The sequence below is a fragment of the Gordonia oleivorans genome, assembly GCF_040044975.1.
Lineage (GTDB): Bacteria > Actinomycetota > Actinomycetes > Mycobacteriales > Mycobacteriaceae > Gordonia > Gordonia oleivorans.
The window spans coordinates 275258-292753 of record NZ_JBDZDI010000002.1; the positions used below are offsets into that span (position 1 = coordinate 275258).

Here is a 17496-nt window from a genome sequence, read left to right on the forward strand (position 1 = left end):
AGCCGCAGCCCACCTCACCCGACGTCGACGTGCACCGTACCCGTCTCGTCGACCCGCACCGCATACGACGTCGTCGCATACCCGCCGAAGGCCATCTCCGCTCCACTGCACAGGTCGAAGGTGTGATTGTGCAACGGGCACACCACGACCCGCGCGTCGAGGAGTCCGTCGGCCAGGGGACCGCCCCGATGGGGGCACACGGCGTCGAGGGCACGCAGCGTGTCGTCACGCAGCCGGAACACCGCGATCTGACGGTCGCCGACCCCGAAGGCGCGTCCCTCGCCGGGCGGGATCTCGTCGAGTCTCGCGACGGCATGTTCGGTCATCGGACCGGCACCTGCGGTAGCGGCAGAAGCGGTAGCGCCGAACGGAATTGGCCCGGGGTGACCGGGTCTCTGCCGTCGAGCCACGGATCCCGGTAGGCGTCCACGGATTCCTGCATGCGCGAATCCAGTTCGGCGGCAATACCATCGTCGTCGTCGACGACGGCGGCCCGGATTCGTTCGATGCCGTACCGCGGCACCCACGCGTAGGTGCGTTCCAGCCATTTCGCGTTCTCGCGGTAGAACTGCAGGAATCGTCCGGTCAGCGTGATCACCTCCTCGGGGGTGTCGACGGTCGCGAGCAGATCACCCTTGCGGATGTGCGCACCCGCCGCGCCGCCGACGTAGATCTCCCAGCGGCCGCCGTCGATGGCCACCACGCCGAGGTCCTTGCACAGTGCCTCGGCGCAGTTGCGGGGGCAGCCGGTGACCGCGAGTTTCATCTTTGCCGGTCCGGCGATCCCCTGGAAGCGGGTTTCCAGGGCGATACCCAGCGCGGTGGAGTCGCCGACGCCGAAGCGGCAGAAGTCCATGCCCACACAGGTTTTCACGGTGCGGAAACTCTTGCCGTAGGCGTATCCGGACGGCATGTCCAGATCGGCCCACACCTTGGGTAGATCCTCCTTGCGGATGCCAAGGAGATCGATGCGTTGTCCGCCGGTGAGTTTGATCATCGGGACGTCGTACTTCTCGGCGACGTCGGCGATGGTGCGCAGCTGGTCGACGCTGGTGACCCCACCCTTCATCTGCGGGACCACCGAGAACGTGCCGTCGCGCTGGATGTTCGCGTGCACGCGGTCGTTGATGAAACGTTCGGCGCGTTCGTCGACGAACTCGGCGCCCCACATCATCTCCAGCAACGACGACAACGCCATCTTGGAGTTGGCGTCCTCGGCGCCGTCGGGCGCGAGGGCGGCGAACACCGATGTGACCGAATGCAACCGCAGTTCACGGATCAGCCGCATCAGTTCCGGCTTCTCGTAGGGGATGCACGGCACATACCAGTTCGCCGACGGATCCTCGGTGACGGCGTCACCGGCGGCCCACTCGACGATCTGGGACACCAACGACTTACACGACCCGCACCCCTTCCCGGCGCGGGTCTGCGCCATCACACCGGCCACCGAGGTGGTGCCGGCCGACACGCACCCGACGATGGTCGCCTTGTCGACGCCGTTGCAGTTGCACACCTGCGCGTCGTCGGCGAGTTCGGCGACTCCGGTGTCCGCGTCGGGGGTGCCGAGATCGAACATCAGCGACACCCGCTCATCCGGAAGCGGCGTACGTTGATCGAAGGCCTGCAACAGAAACGACACCTTGCTGACGTCGCCGACGAGGGTCGCGCCGATCAATCGGTTGTCGCGGATCACGACGGTCTTGTACACGCCGCGACGTGGCTCGTAAAACTGCACGAACTCGTCGTCCGGATGCTCCGGGTGCTTGACGCCCATCTGCGCGACGTCGACACCGGCCACCTTGAGCTTCGTCGACGTCCGCGAACCGTGATAGGCGGCGGTGCGGTCATGTCCGGTCAGGTGTGCGGCGAGGATCTTCGCCTGCTCCCACAACGGGGCCACCAGGCCGTACACCTGGCCGCGATGCTGGGCACATTCACCGACGACATAGACATCGTCGTCATCGATCGAGCGCATGTGATCGTCGGTGACGATGGCACGCTCCACGGTAAGGCCGGCGCCCCGGGCCAGCCCCACATTGGGGCGGATGCCGGTGGACAGCACCAGCATGTCGCAGTCGAGGGTCGTACCGTCGGCGAAGCCGATGCCGGTGATCGTGTGGTGCTCGTCGGAATATGCTGTGGTGGTGCGCTTGTCGGTCACCACGTCGATGCCGATGTCGCCGATGGCGCGGCGCAACACCGCGCCGCCGGTCTCGTCGAGTTGGGCGTTCATCAGCACCGGGCCGGAATGGATCACCGTGGCCGCCACGCCCCGGTTCTGAAGTCCGCGTGCGGCTTCCAGCCCGAGCAATCCGCCACCGACGATCGCGGCGCGCGCCCGGCCCGGCGCATAGTCGATCATCGCGGTGGTGTCGTCGAGGGTACGAAACCCGAACACCCCGGACACCAACGTGGTGTCGTCGACCCAGAGGCCGTCGATGGGTGGCAGGAAGGCCCGGCTGCCGGTGGCGATGATCAGTTTGTCGTAGGCGACGATCGAACCGTCGTCGGCGAACACCCTTTTCGCGAACGTGTCGATGCGCACCACGCGGACGCCGGCACGCAACTCGATGTCGTTGTCGTCGTACCAGGCCAGGCTGTTGAGATAGATGCCGTCCGGGGACTCCGACCCGGCCAGCACATTGGACAGCTGAATGCGGTTGTAGTTGCCGTACGGTTCGTCGCCGAAGACGACGATGGCGAACTGTTCGGCGCCACCGAGTGCGAGGATCTCCTCGAGTGCACGGGCGCCGGCCATCCCGTTGCCGATCACCACCAGCGAGGCGCGGTCGGGCCGTGGTGGGTGAGAAGTGTTGGCCAACATCAGAACTCGACCAGACCGAGGTCGATGATCAGGGTGCCGGTGGTGCTCTTGTCCGCGGTGACGTGCAACTCCACCACCTCGCCGGCATCGAAATCCTCGACCAGACGCAGCGGGACGTGCGTCGCGCCCTTCGCGCCGATCGGGAAGTACCGGACCGGCACACCGCCGCGCAGCAGTGCGACGGTGACGAGTTCGTCGCTGCTGTTACCACCGCGAAAGTAGACCGCCTGCAGCGTCTTTCCGTCGGACACCGTGAGGGTCAGTGACTCGTCGATCGGTGCGAGACTGTCGAAGCCGTCGCCGGTGAACGGGAATCGGCCTTGCAGGAATCGCGGTGTGCTGGCATCGCTCATGGTGGGAACCGTCCTTCGATGGGTCGATGGTGGGCTGGGTCGGGTGAAGCTGGTCAGTAGACGTCGCGGACGTAGCGTTTCTCGGCGGACAGGGCCTTGACGTAGGCCTGTGCGCTGGGACCGGACAGTTTTCCATGTTGGGCGACGACGGCGGTCAGGGCGGCGTCGACGTCGCGGGCCATCCGGGTCCGATCGCCGCAGACGTAGAAGTGGGCACCGTTGTTGAGCCACTCCCACAACTGCTTTCCCTTGGCCATCATCCGGTCCTGCACATAGATCTTGCGGTCCTGATCACGGGAGAACGCGAGGTCGAGGTCGGTGAGGAGGCCGTCGGCGTGAAAGCCCTCGATCTCGTCCCGATAGTAGAAGTCGGTGGCCGCGTGTTGCTCACCGAAGAACAGCCAGTTCTTTCCGGTGTGGCCCAGTGCGCGACGCTCCCGGAGGAACCCGCGGAAGGGCGCGATGCCGGTGCCCGGTCCCACCATGATCATCGGCGTGTCCGATTCCGCCGGCGGACCGAAATGCGCCGACGGCGCGACCCACACACCGATCTCGTCGTCGGCGGCGTGATCGGCGAGATAGGTCGAGCAGACCCCATGGCGAGGCACCCCGTGGACGTTGTAGCGCACCGCCGACACCGTCAACTGCACCTCGCCGGGATCCTCCAGTGGCGACGACGAGATCGAATACTGGCGTGGGGCAAGCGGGGTGAGCACGGCGAGCCAGTCGTCGACGGAGGCACGGATTCTGTGCTCGCCCAACAGGTCCGCGAGCTGTCGGCCCCACGACCAATCGTCGAACGCGGCGCGCTCGGCGCCGGCGAGCCGATGCAGGTCCTCGGACCGGCACCGCTGCGCGACGAACGACACCAGGGGCTGGGTGAGTCGCGCGATGTCGAGCGTGTCGCGTAGCGCCATGCGCAGGTCCATGTCGGTGCCGCCGATGGTGACCACCGACGATCCGTCGAGGCCGGTGAGGTCCAGGACGTGCTCGACCAGTGCCGGACCGTTGCGTGGCATCACCCCGAGGGCATCGCCCGCGGTGTAGGTGAGTGTTCCTTCGGGAAGCGCAAACCCGATCTGGCGCACATCCTTCTGCGATCCGGCGCCGGTGAGGACGGTATTGCGGATCAGCCGCGTCGGCAGGGGGTTCTTACGGCCGTAGCCCGCCGGCCGCGTGGACGACGGTTGCGCAGACGCCGGGGCGGGGGATGGGGCGGACGACGTCACGGCGTCCGCCGCCGCGAGGTTCTCGGTGACGGTGTGCAGCCAGGCGGCGGCACTGTCTTCGAACTCCGGTTCGCAGTCGGTGCGGTCGGCCAGGCGCGTCGCGCCGAGTTCGGCGAGGCGCGCGTCGAGTTTGCGGCCGAAGCCGCAGAACTCGTCGTAGCTGGGATCGCCGAAGGCGAGCACCGAATAGCGCAGCGCCGACAGCGAGGGTGCGTCGGCGGCGCTGAGCCGGTCCCAGATGGCGCTCGCATTGTCGGGCGGATCGCCGTCGCCGGTGGTGCTGGTCACGAACAGTGCGGTGCCGCCGGAGGTGAGGGAGTCGAGCCCGGCCTCGTCGAGGGTTCGCAGATCTCCGGTCATCCCCGCCGAGGTCAGTGCGTCCACGACGGTGGGCGCGTAGTCCTCGACGGTGCCGGTCTGCGACGCCCAGAGGACCGCCACGGCGGGCCGATCCGGCGACGGCGCGTCACCGGTGGAGTGATCGGCCGCGGACTGCGTGGCCGTACGCGAGAACGTCCCCGCCAGAACGCCGTTCACCCATGCCCGGTCACGCTCGGACAGGGGGGCGTCGGCGGGCAGGGTCGGGACGCCGGGATGGGCCGCCGATGATGCGAGGCCGGTCAGCACACCCGCCAGATACGAGCCGGCGACCGGATCGAACGCCGGTGGCGCGACGGGGCCGATGCCCAGCGCCTCGGCGAGGGCGTTGCTCGGGGTGCCGGCCTCGTGGGGTCGGGCATCCGGCGTCCGGGAACCGAGCGCTGCCGGCGCCGGCGTGAGTGCCACCGCACAGGCCTTGAACTCCGGTTGCAGGGAGTCCGGGTCGACGGCGTCGTTGGTGACGGCGTTGATCGCGAGGTTCTCGCCGAACATGTCGCTCCAATGAAACGGTGCAAAGCAGGTGCCGGAGCGTACCCGGTCGGTGACCACGGCCGGTAGCTCCGCCTGGCCGCGGCGGGAGGACACGCGAACCGGGTCACCTTCCTGTACCGACATACCCGCGGCGTCGTCGGGGTGGATCTCGACGAACGGGGCCGGGTTCAGTTTGTTGAGTTTGGCCACCCGGCCGGTCTTGGTCATCGTGTGCCACTGATGTTGCAGTCGACCGGTGTTGAGGACGAACGGGAAAGCGTCGTCGGGCATCTCGGCCGGTGGTAGCCCGGGGCGGGCGTGGAACACGGCCCGGCCGTCAGCGGTTGGGAACGCGAGCCGAGGACGGGAACCGTCGCCGCGGGTCAGCATGCGTTGGCTGCGACCGTCGTTGAGGTAGCGGACCGGATGACGGTCGTCGGGATCGTCGGGCGGGCACGGCCACTGCACCGGGGTGCGGCGCAGGAGATCGTACGACACCCCCCGGATATCCCAGCCGGTCAACGGATTCCAGAACCGTTGGATCTCGGTGAAGACGTCCTCGGCATCGGAATGGGCGAACGACTCGGCGTATCCCATGGCGCGCGCGACGCGGGCGATGAGTTCCCAGTCCGGTGTCGCGTCACCCGGCGGTGGCACGGCAGCCTGATACAACGTCAGGTTGCGTTCCGAATTGACCATCACCCCGTCGGATTCGGTCCACATCGCGGCGGGCAGTGCGACGTCGGCGTAGGCGAGGGTCTCGTTGTTGGCGAACACATCCTGCACGATCACCAGCTCGCATCGCTGCAACGCCTCGATGACGGTGGCGCGATTGGCGACGCTGGCAACGGGATTGGTGCAGATGATCCAGCAGGCCTTGATCTCACCCGCGGCCATCTTCTCGAACATGTCGATGGTGCCCCGGCCGACCTCGGCGCGGATGGTGCCGCGGGGCAGACCCCACGCGTCCTCGGTGAAGTCGCGGTCGGCCTCGGAGAGGACCGAGCGTTGACCGGGCAGTCCCGGCCCCATGTATCCCATCTCGCGTCCACCCATCGCATTGGGCTGTCCGGTGAGGGAGAAGGGTCCGCTGCCCACCCGGCAGATCGCGCCGGTCGCCAGGTGCAGATTGCAGAGGGCATTGGTGTTCCAGGTGCCGTGGGTACTCTGATTGAGTCCCATGGTCCAGCAACTCATCCAGTCGGGGGCCTCGGCGATCCAGCGGGCGAGGGTCTCGACGTCCGCGGCGGGCACTCCGGTGACTCGCTCGACCTCGGCGGGTGGGTAGTCCGCGGCAAAGTCGGGTATGGCGTCGAAGCCGTCGGTGAACTCGGCGATGAAGTCGTGGTCGACCGCGTCGGCGGCGATGAGCAGATGCAGGAGCCCGTTGAGCAGCGTGAGGTCGGTGCCGGGGCGCACCTGGAGGAACAGATCGGCCTTCTCGGCGGTGGCGGTGCGACGCGGATCGACCACGACCAGTTTCGCGCCTGCCTTGACCCGTTCCATCATGCGCAGGAACAGGATCGGGTGGCAGTCGGCCATGTTCGACCCGATCACCAGGAACAGGTCGGCGTGGTCGAAGTCCTGGTAGGACCCGGGTGGCCCGTCGGCGCCGAGCGACTGCTTGTATCCGGTCCCCGCACTCGCCATGCACAGTCGCGAGTTCGATTCGATGTGCACCGAGCGCAGCATGCCCTTGGCGAGTTTGTTGGACAGGTACTGCGATTCGAGCGACATCTGCCCGGACACGTAGAGCGCCACCGAGTCCGGGCCGTGCTCGTCGACGATCGCGCGCAGTCGCCCGGCCGCGTGGTCGATGGCGTCGGACAGCGCCACCGCCTCCCGGTCGGCCGAGCGGTCGGTGCGCAGCGACGCCTTCTCCATCCGACCCGGTGCCGCCAGCATGTCGGCGGTCGTCGAGCCCTTGGTGCAAAGGCGACCGAAGTTCGTCGGATGATCCTTGCGTCCCACGGTTTTCGCGATCACCCGGGTGCGTGGCGCGGACGGCGAATCGTCGACCTTGAGCACCATCCCGCACCCCACACCGCAGTAGGCGCACAAGGACTGGACCTCGGACATGACCGTCACACCCGCTGCCGGTGGCCGGCCGCGACGCATGCATCCCGGTAGCGGGCGGCCATCAGGTCGGCGATCCGGGGGTCCGCGCCGAGCGGAGCGGCCACTCCCGAGGCGCCCAGGGAATGTAGTTTCTGGTGAAAGAGCCCGGGAGCCAACAGATATGACGCGATGAACACCCGACGGCGCCGACGCGACACCGCCGACACCACGTCGGCGATCCCCGGTCGTGCGGTGGCGATGTAGCCCACCGGAACCTCGACGTGGACCCGATCGGCGAGATACGCTGCGGCACGCTCGACCTCGGCGAGCGCCTGCGGGTCCGACGAGCCGGCCGCGGCCATCACCACGCGATCGCCGGGCCGCGCGCCCGCCTCACGCAGACGATCGACCATGATGTCGGCGAGGACGGGGTCGGGTCCGAGGTTGGCCGCGACCACCGCGTCGGAGTGCCCGCTGGCCAGCACGTGATCGGGAATATCCTGTCGCACATGGTATCCCGAGGAGAGGAAGGCGGGCAGGACGACGGCAGGCGCGGCCTCGTCGGAGAGGAGTTCCGACGGTGACGGGCCGAGCACGTCGACGAATGCGACGCGGGTGGCGCCGATGCGCTCGGAGGTCAGTTGCGCAAGGCGGGCGACGGTGTTGACTCCGTGGGGTGAACGCGTGCCGTGGGCCACCATGATCGGTGCCCGCGGTGCGGTCTCGTGAACGCCGTTGCGCGGAACGTGGTCAGTCATCGTCTTCTCCTTCCGATTCGTCGTATTCGAGGTCGACGGCGAGCCGATAGCCACGTTTGACCACGGTCTGGATCATCTTCGGGTTGCCCAGCGCACCGCGCAGACGCGTCACCGCCATCTCCACCGCGTGGGTGTCGGTACCGCCCCCGGGCAGATGATCGAGGAGGTCGGGGCGCGAGATCACCTGTCCCGGAATCTGTGTCAGGGCACGGAGCAACGCCAGCCCGGTGGTCGAGGGCTCGCGGGGAGTGCCGTCGATCACCACGCCGGAGGCGCGCACGGTCAGCTCGGAGCCCGCGACGTGAAACGTGCGGGCCCGCCGCGGCACCTCGTCGGCGATGAGCCGGGCCAGTGCGCCGAGACGAAAACGCTGGGGCTGCATGGTCGGCACGCTCAGCGCCTGCAGTGGACCGGCGGTCACGTTGCCGACACAGAACGCCGGTACGCGCGTGCGCATCGCGTGCAGCAACGATTCGAGCACGCCGAGCTTGTCGGCCTGTCCCAGCATGGACGCCACCGCCGGGGCTGAGGTGAAGGTGATGGCATCGAGGGCGGCACCCACGACCGCGTCGATCATCAGCGTCATCGGTTCGGGGTTGTCCGGCGGAACCCACCGATACACCGGGATCGGGATGATGGTGGCGCCGGCCTCGCGCAGCACCATCGCGAGGTCGGGCAGTGGCTCCCATTCGGTGGTCGCCCCATGCAATTGCACCGCGACCCGGAGCCCGTCGACGCCCTCGTTCAGCAGTTCCTCGATCAGCTCGGAGGAGGACTCGCTCGGCGGCGACCACTGCTCGTGCAGCCCGGCGGCGCGCACCGCACCCTTGGCCTTGGGGCCGCGGGCGAGGACCCGGGTGCGGCCCAGGCAGGTCACGAGGTCGTCGGCCAGGCCCCAGCCGTCGGCCGCCTCCACCCACCCCCGGAACCCGATGCCGGTGGTGGCGACGGTGACGTCGGGTGGGTCGGCGAGCACGGCCTCGGTGGCGTGACGCAACTCGTCGTCGTCGACGAGCGGGATGATCCGGATGGCCGGGGCGTGCATCACCCGGGCGCCGCGCCGTTCGAGGAGAGCGGCGAATTCGTCGGCCCGTCGCGCCGCGGTCACACCGATCGTGGCGCCGGCGAGCGGGAGGTCGGTGGGAGCGGTCACCGAGGGTCCACCGTCGAGGTGTCCGCGTAGCCGATCTGGACGTCACCGTCGACGACGCGCACCGCGTACACCGGGAGTGCGACGGTCGCGTCATCGAGGCATTCGCCGTCGTCGAGCGAGAAGACCTGCTTGAGCAGGGGTGATGCGACGGTCGGCACACCGTCGCGGTCGCCGACCAATCCGCGCGACATGACCGCGGCACGTCCGAACGGATCGATGTTGCCCACCGCGCGGATGTCGGGGGCTCCGGACTCGTCGGTGCCGAGGTGGAAGACCGCCACCTGCCGGTCATCGAGCAGGGCGGCGACACCGCGGCCGGGAACGAGGTCGGCGAGCGGGCAGACATGCACCCAGGTGCGCGATTCGATGATGGTCATCGTCGGGATTGCCTCTCAGATGGTGGTGGGCTGATCTCGGGCGCCGGCGCGGACTGCCGGTGCACCGAGGAGTACTGGAACCTTACGGGCGCCGGTGTCGTCGAAGGCGATCGTCGGGTCGGGTGTGTCCGGGGCGTTGACGAACGACACGAATCGGCGGAGTTTGTCCTCGTCGTCGAGGACGGCCGCCCACTCGTCTCGGTAGCCGGCGACGTGACGTTCCATGGCTGCTTCGAGGTCCCCGGCGATCTCCAGGGTGTCGTCGCAGATGATTTCCCGCAACTTGTCGAGGCCACCGTCGAAGGCCTGCTGCCACGGCGCGGTGCGCTGCAGCCGATCGGCGGTGCGGATGTAGAACATCAGATACCGGTCGATGTAGCCGATCAGGGTGTCGTCGTCGATCCCGGACGCCAGCAGCTGCGCGTGGACCGGGTTCTGGCCGCCGTTGCCGCCGACATACAGATTCCAGCCGGCCTCGGTGGCGATCACGCCGACGTCCTTGCCGCGCGCCTCCGCGCATTCGCGTGCGCAGCCCGAGACGCCGAACTTGAGCTTGTGCGGCGACCGCAGGCCCCGATAGCGGGTCTCCAGCCGGACGGCCATCGCGACCGAATCCTGCACACCGTACCGACACCAGGTGGACCCAACGCAGCTCTTCACCGTGCGCAGACTCTTGCCGTAGGCGTGACCGGATTCCATCCCGGCGTCGACGAGCCGTCGCCAGATCAGCGGGAGTTGTTCGACCCGCGCACCGAACATGTCGATCCGCTGGCCGCCGGTGAGTTTGGTGTACAGACCGAAATCGCGGGCGATCTCACCGATCACGATCAGCTGCTCGGGGGTGACCTCGCCGCCCGGCATGCGGGGCACCACCGAATAGGTGCCGTTGCGTTGCAGATTGGCCAGGAAGTGATCGTTGGTGTCCTGCAGGGCGGCCTGCTCGCCGTCGAGGATGTGATCACTGGACGTCGAGGCCAGGATCGACGCCACGGTCGGCTTGCAGATCTCACATCCACGTCCGGTGCCGAAGCGGCTCAACAACTCCGAGAAGGTGCGGATACCGGTCGCGGCGACGATCGAGAAGAGTTCGGCCCGCGACTGGGTGAAGTGTTCACACAGGGCCGTCGGCAGGTCGACGCCGGACTCGGCGAGCAACCGGGTCAGCGAGGGCACGCAGCCGCCGCAGGTGGTGCCGGCGCCGGTGCACTTCTTGAGATCGGCCACCGTGCAGGAGCCCTCGGCGATGGCGCCGCAGATGGCACCCTTGGACACCCCGTTACAAGAGCAGATCTCCGCATCGTCGGGCAGCGCCGACAGGCCGATACCCTCCGACGCGCCGCCGGCCGGCGCTATCAGCGCGGCTGGATCACCCGGAAGTGAGTGTCCCACCATCGGTTTGAGCATCGCGTAGGCATCGGCGTCGCCGACCAGGATGCCGCCGAGCAGGGTGCGGGCATCATCGGAGATGACCAGTTTCTTGTAGGTGCCCGCCACCGGATCGGAATGGACTATCTCCAGTGCGCCCGGGGTGGTGGCCATCGCGTCGCCGAAACTCGCCACGTCGACGCCGAGGAGTTTGAGTTTGGTGGACATGTCAGCGCCGGTGAACTCCTCGTCGGCGACGTCGACGATGTCGGCGGCGGCGATGGCGGCCATGGTGTAGCCGGGTGCGACGAGACCGTAGCAGCGGCCGTTGACCGCGGCCACCTCGCCGATGGCGTAGATGGCGGGATCGCCGGTGCGGCAACGGCTGTCGGTGATGATGCCGCCGCGTTCACCGACCTCGAGGCCGGCGTCGCGGGCCAGGCGGTCCTGTGGACGGACGCCCGCGGAGAAGACCACGAGCGCGGCGTCGAGCACGCTGCCGTCGGAGAGTGTGACCTCCAGCATGCCCGGCGCGGATGCGTCGGGGGCGTCGGCGATGGCCGTGGTGGACACCCCGGTGTGCACCCTCAGACCGAGGTCGGTGACCAACCCGGCCAGCAGCGCGCCGCCACCGTCGTCGACCTGCAGCGGCATCAGACGCGGCGCGAACTCGACGACATGCGGCGACATTCCCAGCAGGCGAAGCGCATTGGCCGCTTCCAGGCCGAGGAGACCACCGCCCACCACGACACCCGGCGCGCCCGGACCGGCTGCTTCGGCCGCCGCCCGGATCTCGTCGAGATCGGCGAGGGTGCGGTAGACGAAACTGCGCGGATGATCCGCTCCGGCGACCGGCGGGACGAACGGGTACGACCCGGTGGCCAGCACCAGGGTGTCGTAGCCGATGACATCGCCGCTGCTCGTCGTCACGCGGCGGGTATCCCGATCGATCGCGGTGGCCGACTCGCCGAGACGCACCTCGACCATCTCGTCACCGGGATAATCGTTGCCGCGCAGCGCCATTGCCGCCGGTTCCCAGGTGCCGACGTAGCCGGACAGGCCGACCCGGTCATAGGCCGCGACCGGTTCCTCGCTCAGGACGACGACCCGGCAGGTGTCGGCGACGTCGCGGCGGCGGAGTTCCTCGATGAAGCGGTGACCGACCATGCCGTGCCCGACCACCACGACGGTGGCCAGATCGGCGGCGATGTGGAGATCGGTGGTGCTGCGGGGATCGGATGTGGTGTGCTGCTGCGACATTGGTATCCTCGTGGGCTGGGTGGGCGTGGTTCAGACGCGGGCGTCGCTGGGTGCGGTGACCGTGATGTCGGAGGTGGCGCTCGGTCCGGTGGTCACCTCGGCGTCGTCGAGGTGGATCTCGCGTCGGGCATAGAACCACCAGGTGACCGCCGCGGCCAGGGCGTAGAAGGCGAGGAACACCCAAAATGCGGCCGTGGCAGACTGATTCGCCTTGTAGCTGGTACGCAGGACCAGGTTGATGCCCACGCCACCCATGCCGCCCAGGGCGCCGGCGATGCCGATCAGCGCGCCGGACATCTTCCGTGACCAGATCACCTTGCCCATGGCGTCGAGGGTGGTGTTGGCGCGGGCCTTGTGCTCGAAGACGGTCGGGATGATCTTGTACACGGAGCCGTTGGCGATCCCCGAGATCAGGAACAGCAGGACGAATCCGACGATGAAGGCGGCCAGTTGCGGCGTCTCGATGCGGTGGGCGGGGTGACCGTCGGCGATGGTGCCGGCGACGACGAGGATGGCGGCCGAGGCGATCATGGCGCCGAAGCAGGCCAGGGTGATGCGGCCGCCGCCGAAGCGGTCGGCGAGTTTGCCGCCGTAGGGGCGGGCGATCGATCCGAGCAGCGGACCGATCCAGGCGATCTGTGCCGCCGCCAGGGTCGGGTTCGCCGCGCCGGACGACTTGAAGCTCAGCTGCAGGACCTGGGTGAACGCGAAGCTGAATCCGATGAACGAGCCGAACGTACCGATGTAGAGCAGCGAGATGAGCCAGGTGTCGCGGTATTTCAGGCAGTCGATCATGGAGCGGTAGCTGGCGGTCTGATGATCCAGATTGTCCATGTAGACGGCGGCGCCGATGCCGGCGAACGCCAGTGCCACCAGGTAGATGGCGCAGATGATCTCGGGGCGGTCGGTGGTCAGCCAGATGACGGCGAGGCCGATGAGCTGGATGATCGGGACGCCGATGTTGCCGCCGCCGGCGTTGAGTCCCAGCGCCCAGCCCTTGAGTCGCTGCGGGTAGAAGGCGTTGATGTTGGTCATCGAGGAGGCGAAGTTGCCGCCGCCCAGACCGGTCAGCGCCGCGGCCAGCAGGAACCAGCCGAATCCGAACTCGCCGGGGTTGAGCATCAGGACCATCACCAGCGAGGTGGGGATCAGCAGCACCACCGCGGAGAAGACCGCCCAGTTGCGCCCGCCGAACTTCGCCGTCGCCTGGGTGTAGGGGATGCGCAGGCACGAACCGACGAATGCGGCGGTCGCGGTGATCGCGAATTTCTGATCCACCGAGATGCCGTAGGCGGGCGTCATGAACAGGACCATCACCGAGAACAGCGACCAGATCGAGAAGCCGATGTGCTCACAGACGATGGACCAGGTGAGGTTGCGGCGGGCGATCTGCGCGCCGCCGCTGTCCCAGGCGTCGCGGTCTTCGGGATCCCAGCCGGTGATGTGGTGTTTGCGGGTGTAGGTGTAGGCAGCCATCGGGCGTCATTCCTCGGGGTGGGCGTGTGTCGGCTGAGGCGTCCTCAGATGCGGAGTTCTCAGATGGGGGAGTTCTCGTCGACGGCGACGAGGTTGTCCATAACGGTAGGAAGCCGGGATTGCCATGACTTTTCTCAGCGTGAACCCGCGGTCACTTTCTGCTCACCGACCCGCGGCGGCGAGTGTGAGACCGATTGTGGGCCCGATGTCGGGCGAAACCGTGCCGGCGAAGTGTGCAGGAGCGTGCACACGCCGTCGTACCGTGTGATGCTGGGAGTTCTGCGTCCGGTACTCCGACCGGCACACAGTGCGACGAAAGTGGTGCGAGTGGTCTCGGCGATCGGATCGATCCTTCCCATTGCGATCGCGCTCGCCATCGCACCGTTGACCATCGTCAGCGGCATCGTCCTGCTCCTCGGCGAGCGAGGACGCCTCAAGGCGGCGTTGTTCGGTGGCGGGTGGTTCGTGGTCATCGCGGCCGTCACCGCGGTGGCCTACCTGATCACCGACGTGGCCGAGGAGGAGGACGTCGAGGTCGCCGACGACGGCGTGCACATCCTGACCGCGGTGATCGGTGTGTTCTTCCTGGTGCTCGCGGTGGTATGTGGTTTCGCCGGCCCCGACGCGACGAGCCGCACGAGGAGTCGGCGCTGATCCGTCGGGTGACGGGAATGTCGCCGCTCGGTGCGCTCGGGCTCGGTGCGGCCGAGGGCGTCGTGGTGATCAAGAACATCCCGTTGTGCCTCGGCGCGGGTGCCGTCCTGGTCCGGTCCTCCGAACTCGTAGCGCCGCAGGCGTGGGCGGTGATCGCCGTGTTCGCGCTGATCGCCAGTGCCGGGGTGGTCATCCCGGTCCTGGTCGCGGTGGTCGGGGGCCGACGGCTGGACGCCCCGTTGGCCCGCACCCGGGAATGGCTCGAACACCACATGTCGCCGATCACCATCGTGACGCTGCTGGTGGTGGGCGTGTACTTCCTCCTCAAGGCCTTCACGGTCATCTGAGGTCGGGCGCCCTACACTGGACCGCGTGACAACGGCCACCGACATCGCCGCCACCGGCGCCGCCGCGCAGATTCCCACGCCGTATGAGGACCTGCTCCGACTCGTCCTCGAGACGGGCACGCCCAAGGCCGATCGCACCGGCACCGGTACCCGGAGCCTGTTCGGCCATCAACTCCGATACGACCTGGCACAGGGCTTCCCGCTGATCACCACCAAGAAGGTGCATCTGAAGTCGATCATCTACGAACTGCTGTGGTTCCTCCGGGGTGATTCGAATGTGCGCTGGCTGCAGGAGCGCGGCGTCACCATCTGGGACGAATGGGCCGACGCGAACGGTGAGCTGGGCCCCGTCTACGGAGTGCAGTGGCGGTCCTGGCCCACGCCGTCGGGGGAGCAGGTCGATCAGATCTCGGCGGCCCTGGACATGCTCAAGACCAACCCGGATTCGCGACGCAACATCGTCTCGGCATGGAACGTCGGCGAGATCCCGCAGATGGCGCTGCCGCCGTGCCACGCGTTCTTCCAGTTCTACGTCGCCGACGGCAAACTCTCGTGCCAGCTGTACCAGCGCAGCGCCGACCTGTTCCTCGGCGTGCCGTTCAACATCGCCTCCTACGCACTGCTGACCCACATGATGGCGCAGCAGGCCGGACTCGACGTCGGAGAGTTCGTCTGGACCGGCGGCGACTGCCACATCTACGACAATCACATCGAGCAGGTCACCCGGCAGCTCTTGCGTGAGCCGTACCCGTATCCGACGTTGGCGCTGCGGCACCGGGATTCGATCTTCGACTACGAGTTCGACGACATCGAGGTGCTCGGATACCGATCGCACCCGGGGATCAAGGCGCCCGTCGCCGTCTGACGCCCACTCGACGGGGTAGGGCGCCCACTCGACGGATTTCGGCGCACACTCGACGGGGTAGGGCGCCCACTCGACGGATTTCGGCGCCCACTCGACGGTAGGCTGGACGGCATGATCACGCTGATCTGGGCGCAGGATCGGGCCGGGGCCATCGGCCGCGACAACACCATCCCGTGGCGGGTGCCCGAGGACATGGCCCGGTTCCGGGAGATCACCGGCACCCACGCGGTGGTGATGGGCCGCAAGACCTGGGAGTCGCTGCCGGCGCGGTTCCGTCCGCTGCCCGGGCGACGCAACATCGTGGTGACCCGTTCGGTGGACTATCGGGTGGACGGCGCCGACGTCGTGCACACCGTCGAGGAAGCGATCGCGACGGCCGGGGTGGATGTGGTGGTCATCGGCGGCGGGGAGATCTACTCGGCCGTCATGGACCGGGCCACTCACCTGCGCGTCACCGAGATCGACATGCTCGTCACCGGCGCCGACGCCTTTGCGCCGTCGGTCGACGAATTGCGCTGGGACACCGTCGACACGGGGGAGTGGCAACGGTCGAGCACCGGCACCCACTACCGGTTCCTCGATTACGTCCGGCATTCGTGAGCGAGGCGTCGTCGGTGGATGTCCGCTGATCTCACGCCGGCGCAGGCGCGACGTGTCGCGCTGGCCGCGCAGGGTTTCACCGATCGTCGGCCCACCGGTGCGCCGACGATGCGACTTGTCGAACGAGTTGTGCAGCGCACCAAATTATTTCAGATGGACTCGGTGAACATCGCGGTCCGTGCGCATTATCTGCCGCTGTTCAGTCGGCTCGGTGCCTATGACCGAGGCCTGCTCGACCGTGCGGCCTGGCAACCGGGCCGCGGACGTCGGCTGCTCACCGAATACTGGGCGCATGAGGCGGCGCTCATTCCCACCGACGACTGGCCCCTGTTCGGTTTCCGGATGGCGCAGTTCCGCGACGGTCGGTATCAACACACCCGAGACATGATGCGGCGCAACCGAACCCTGGCCGCCGACATTCGTGACGTGATCACCGCCACCGGGCCGATGATTCCCCGGCGCATCGAGGCAGAACTCGGGATCGAACGAGATCCGGCGCCGTCCGGCGGCTGGTGGAACCGGGGCGAGGTCAAACACCTGTGTGAGGCGATGTTCGCCGCCGGCGAGTTGGCCGCCACCCGCGACGACGCGTTCGGCCGTCACTATGACCTCGCCGAACGCGTCCTCGGCCGCGACATCTGTGCCCGGCATGTCCCGCGAGAGGACGCACATCGGGAACTGGTGGCCCGCGCCGCCGCCGCTCTGGGTGTCGCGACCGTCGCGGACCTGGCCGACTACTACCGCCTCAAAGCGGTCGATGTCCGCCCGGCCGTCGCCGATCTGGTGGAATCCGGTGACCTACAGGTGGTTTCGGTATCAGGGTGGAAGGATCCGGCCTACCTGCATGTCACCGCGGAGGCAGGGGTCCGCGCGAAACGTCCACGCGCGCCCCATGGCACCATCGTCTCCCCGTTCGATCCGTTGGTATTCTTCCGGCCGCGCGCCGAGCGGATCTTCGATTTCCGCTACCGCATCGAGATCTACGTTCCCGAGCACAAACGCGTCCACGGCTACTACGTGCACCCGTATCTGCTCGGTGACCGGATCGCCGCCCGGGTGGATCTCAAGGCCGATCGTCACCGGGGCGTTCTGATGGTGCCCGCCGCCTTCGTCGAAGACGGTCACGACCCGGGTGAGGTGGCGGAGAATCTCGGTGCGCACCTGCGTGAGCTGGCGCAATGGCTCGGCATGGGGGATGTCGAGATCGGTGGTCGTGGATCGCTCGGCGCGGTACTGCGTCGAACGTTCAACTGACTGCGTCGTCGTCGTGTAGCGCGCACGGCGTCATCATCGATAGACCGGGTGAGCGTGACGCGCGCCGACGC

12 protein-coding genes and 1 pseudogene are annotated in these 17496 nt (G+C 67.8%); 4 read left to right on the plus strand and 9 right to left on the minus strand.

Going from position 1 to position 17496, the window contains the following annotated elements; translation table 11 throughout:
* Positions 1-14 precede the first annotated feature (14 nt).
* Genes ABLE92_RS04730 through ABLE92_RS04770 form a run of 9 tightly spaced genes read right to left on the minus strand, consistent with a single transcriptional unit; the run spans position 15 to position 13705 of the window.
* Entirely contained in the window at positions 15-326 is a 312-nt protein-coding gene (locus tag ABLE92_RS04730) for a Rieske (2Fe-2S) protein (protein ID WP_348803503.1), read from the minus strand.
* A complete protein-coding gene (gene nirB, locus ABLE92_RS04735; protein WP_348803504.1) occupies positions 323-2824 on the minus strand; it encodes a nitrite reductase large subunit NirB in 2502 nt (833 codons plus the stop codon). Before nirB (ABLE92_RS04735) ends, ABLE92_RS04730 begins: the two co-directional genes overlap by 4 nt.
* The gene (locus ABLE92_RS04740) at positions 2824-3177 is read right to left on the minus strand and encodes a molybdopterin oxidoreductase (RefSeq protein ID WP_348803506.1); all 354 of its coding nucleotides are present in this window, start codon (positions 3175-3177) and stop codon (positions 2824-2826) included. Before ABLE92_RS04740 ends, nirB (ABLE92_RS04735) begins: the two co-directional genes overlap by 1 nt.
* A 53-nt stretch (positions 3178-3230) precedes the next feature.
* Positions 3231-7337 carry a bifunctional nitrate reductase/sulfite reductase flavoprotein subunit alpha gene (locus tag ABLE92_RS04745; RefSeq protein ID WP_348803507.1) on the minus strand — a complete coding sequence of 1369 codons (4107 nt, stop codon included), beginning with the start codon at positions 7335-7337 and terminating at the stop codon, positions 3231-3233.
* Between the two features lie 5 nt (positions 7338-7342).
* The gene (locus ABLE92_RS04750; protein ID WP_348803509.1) at positions 7343-8074 is read right to left on the minus strand and encodes a sirohydrochlorin chelatase; all 732 of its coding nucleotides are present in this window, start codon (positions 8072-8074) and stop codon (positions 7343-7345) included.
* A complete protein-coding gene (locus ABLE92_RS04755; RefSeq protein ID WP_348803510.1) occupies positions 8067-9227 on the minus strand; it encodes a uroporphyrinogen-III synthase in 1161 nt (386 codons plus the stop codon). The genes ABLE92_RS04750 and ABLE92_RS04755 overlap by 8 nt, the downstream gene beginning before the upstream one ends.
* Positions 9224-9604, minus strand: coding sequence for a nitrite reductase small subunit NirD (gene nirD / locus ABLE92_RS04760; RefSeq protein ID WP_348803511.1), 381 nt, complete (start codon positions 9602-9604; stop codon positions 9224-9226). Before nirD ends, ABLE92_RS04755 begins: the two co-directional genes overlap by 4 nt.
* A 15-nt stretch (positions 9605-9619) precedes the next feature.
* Positions 9620-12229: a nitrite reductase large subunit NirB gene (gene nirB / locus ABLE92_RS04765; protein ID WP_348803512.1), complete on the minus strand. Its 2610-nt coding sequence runs from the start codon at positions 12227-12229 to the stop codon at positions 9620-9622.
* Positions 12230-12259: 30 nt separating this feature from the next.
* On the minus strand, positions 12260-13705 hold the full coding sequence (locus ABLE92_RS04770; protein WP_348803513.1) for a nitrate/nitrite transporter: 1446 nt from the start codon (positions 13703-13705) through the stop codon (positions 12260-12262).
* A gap of 267 nt (positions 13706-13972) precedes the next feature.
* On the opposite strand from ABLE92_RS04770, the pseudogene ABLE92_RS04775 reads away from it, so the two are divergent.
* From ABLE92_RS04775 to ABLE92_RS04790, 4 genes and pseudogenes are all read left to right on the plus strand, one after another.
* Positions 13973-14706 (plus strand): annotated as a pseudogene (locus ABLE92_RS04775) (GAP family protein).
* A 25-nt stretch (positions 14707-14731) separates the two neighbouring features.
* Positions 14732-15571, plus strand: a complete 840-nt coding sequence (locus tag ABLE92_RS04780) for a thymidylate synthase (RefSeq protein ID WP_348803514.1) — start codon at positions 14732-14734, stop codon at positions 15569-15571.
* A 111-nt stretch (positions 15572-15682) separates the two neighbouring features.
* The gene (locus ABLE92_RS04785; protein ID WP_348803515.1) at positions 15683-16171 is read left to right on the plus strand and encodes a dihydrofolate reductase; all 489 of its coding nucleotides are present in this window, start codon (positions 15683-15685) and stop codon (positions 16169-16171) included.
* 18 nt (positions 16172-16189) lie between these two features.
* Positions 16190-17425, plus strand: coding sequence for a winged helix-turn-helix domain-containing protein (locus tag ABLE92_RS04790; RefSeq protein ID WP_348803516.1), 1236 nt, complete (start codon positions 16190-16192; stop codon positions 17423-17425).
* Positions 17426-17496 lie beyond the last annotated feature (71 nt).

Bases quoted from the DNA above. Each gene is read 5' to 3' on its own strand.
- ABLE92_RS04770 (WP_348803513.1), bottom strand. From the start codon at position 13,705: ATGGCTGCCTACACCTACACCCGCAAACACCACATCACCGGCTGGGAT.
- ABLE92_RS04745 (WP_348803507.1), bottom strand. From the start codon at position 7,337: ATGTCCGAGGTCCAGTCCTTGTGCGCCTACTGCGGTGTGGGGTGCGGG.
- ABLE92_RS04730 (WP_348803503.1), bottom strand. From the start codon at position 326: ATGACCGAACATGCCGTCGCGAGACTCGACGAGATCCCGCCCGGCGAG.
- nirD (WP_348803511.1), bottom strand. From the start codon at position 9,604: ATGACCATCATCGAATCGCGCACCTGGGTGCATGTCTGCCCGCTCGCC.
- ABLE92_RS04785 (WP_348803515.1), top strand. From the start codon at position 15,683: ATGATCACGCTGATCTGGGCGCAGGATCGGGCCGGGGCCATCGGCCGC.
- ABLE92_RS04790 (WP_348803516.1), top strand. From the start codon at position 16,190: ATGTCCGCTGATCTCACGCCGGCGCAGGCGCGACGTGTCGCGCTGGCC.
- nirB (WP_348803504.1), bottom strand. From the start codon at position 2,824: ATGTTGGCCAACACTTCTCACCCACCACGGCCCGACCGCGCCTCGCTG.
- ABLE92_RS04740 (WP_348803506.1), bottom strand. From the start codon at position 3,177: ATGAGCGATGCCAGCACACCGCGATTCCTGCAAGGCCGATTCCCGTTC.
- ABLE92_RS04750 (WP_348803509.1), bottom strand. From the start codon at position 8,074: ATGACTGACCACGTTCCGCGCAACGGCGTTCACGAGACCGCACCGCGG.
- nirB (WP_348803512.1), bottom strand. From the start codon at position 12,229: ATGTCGCAGCAGCACACCACATCCGATCCCCGCAGCACCACCGATCTC.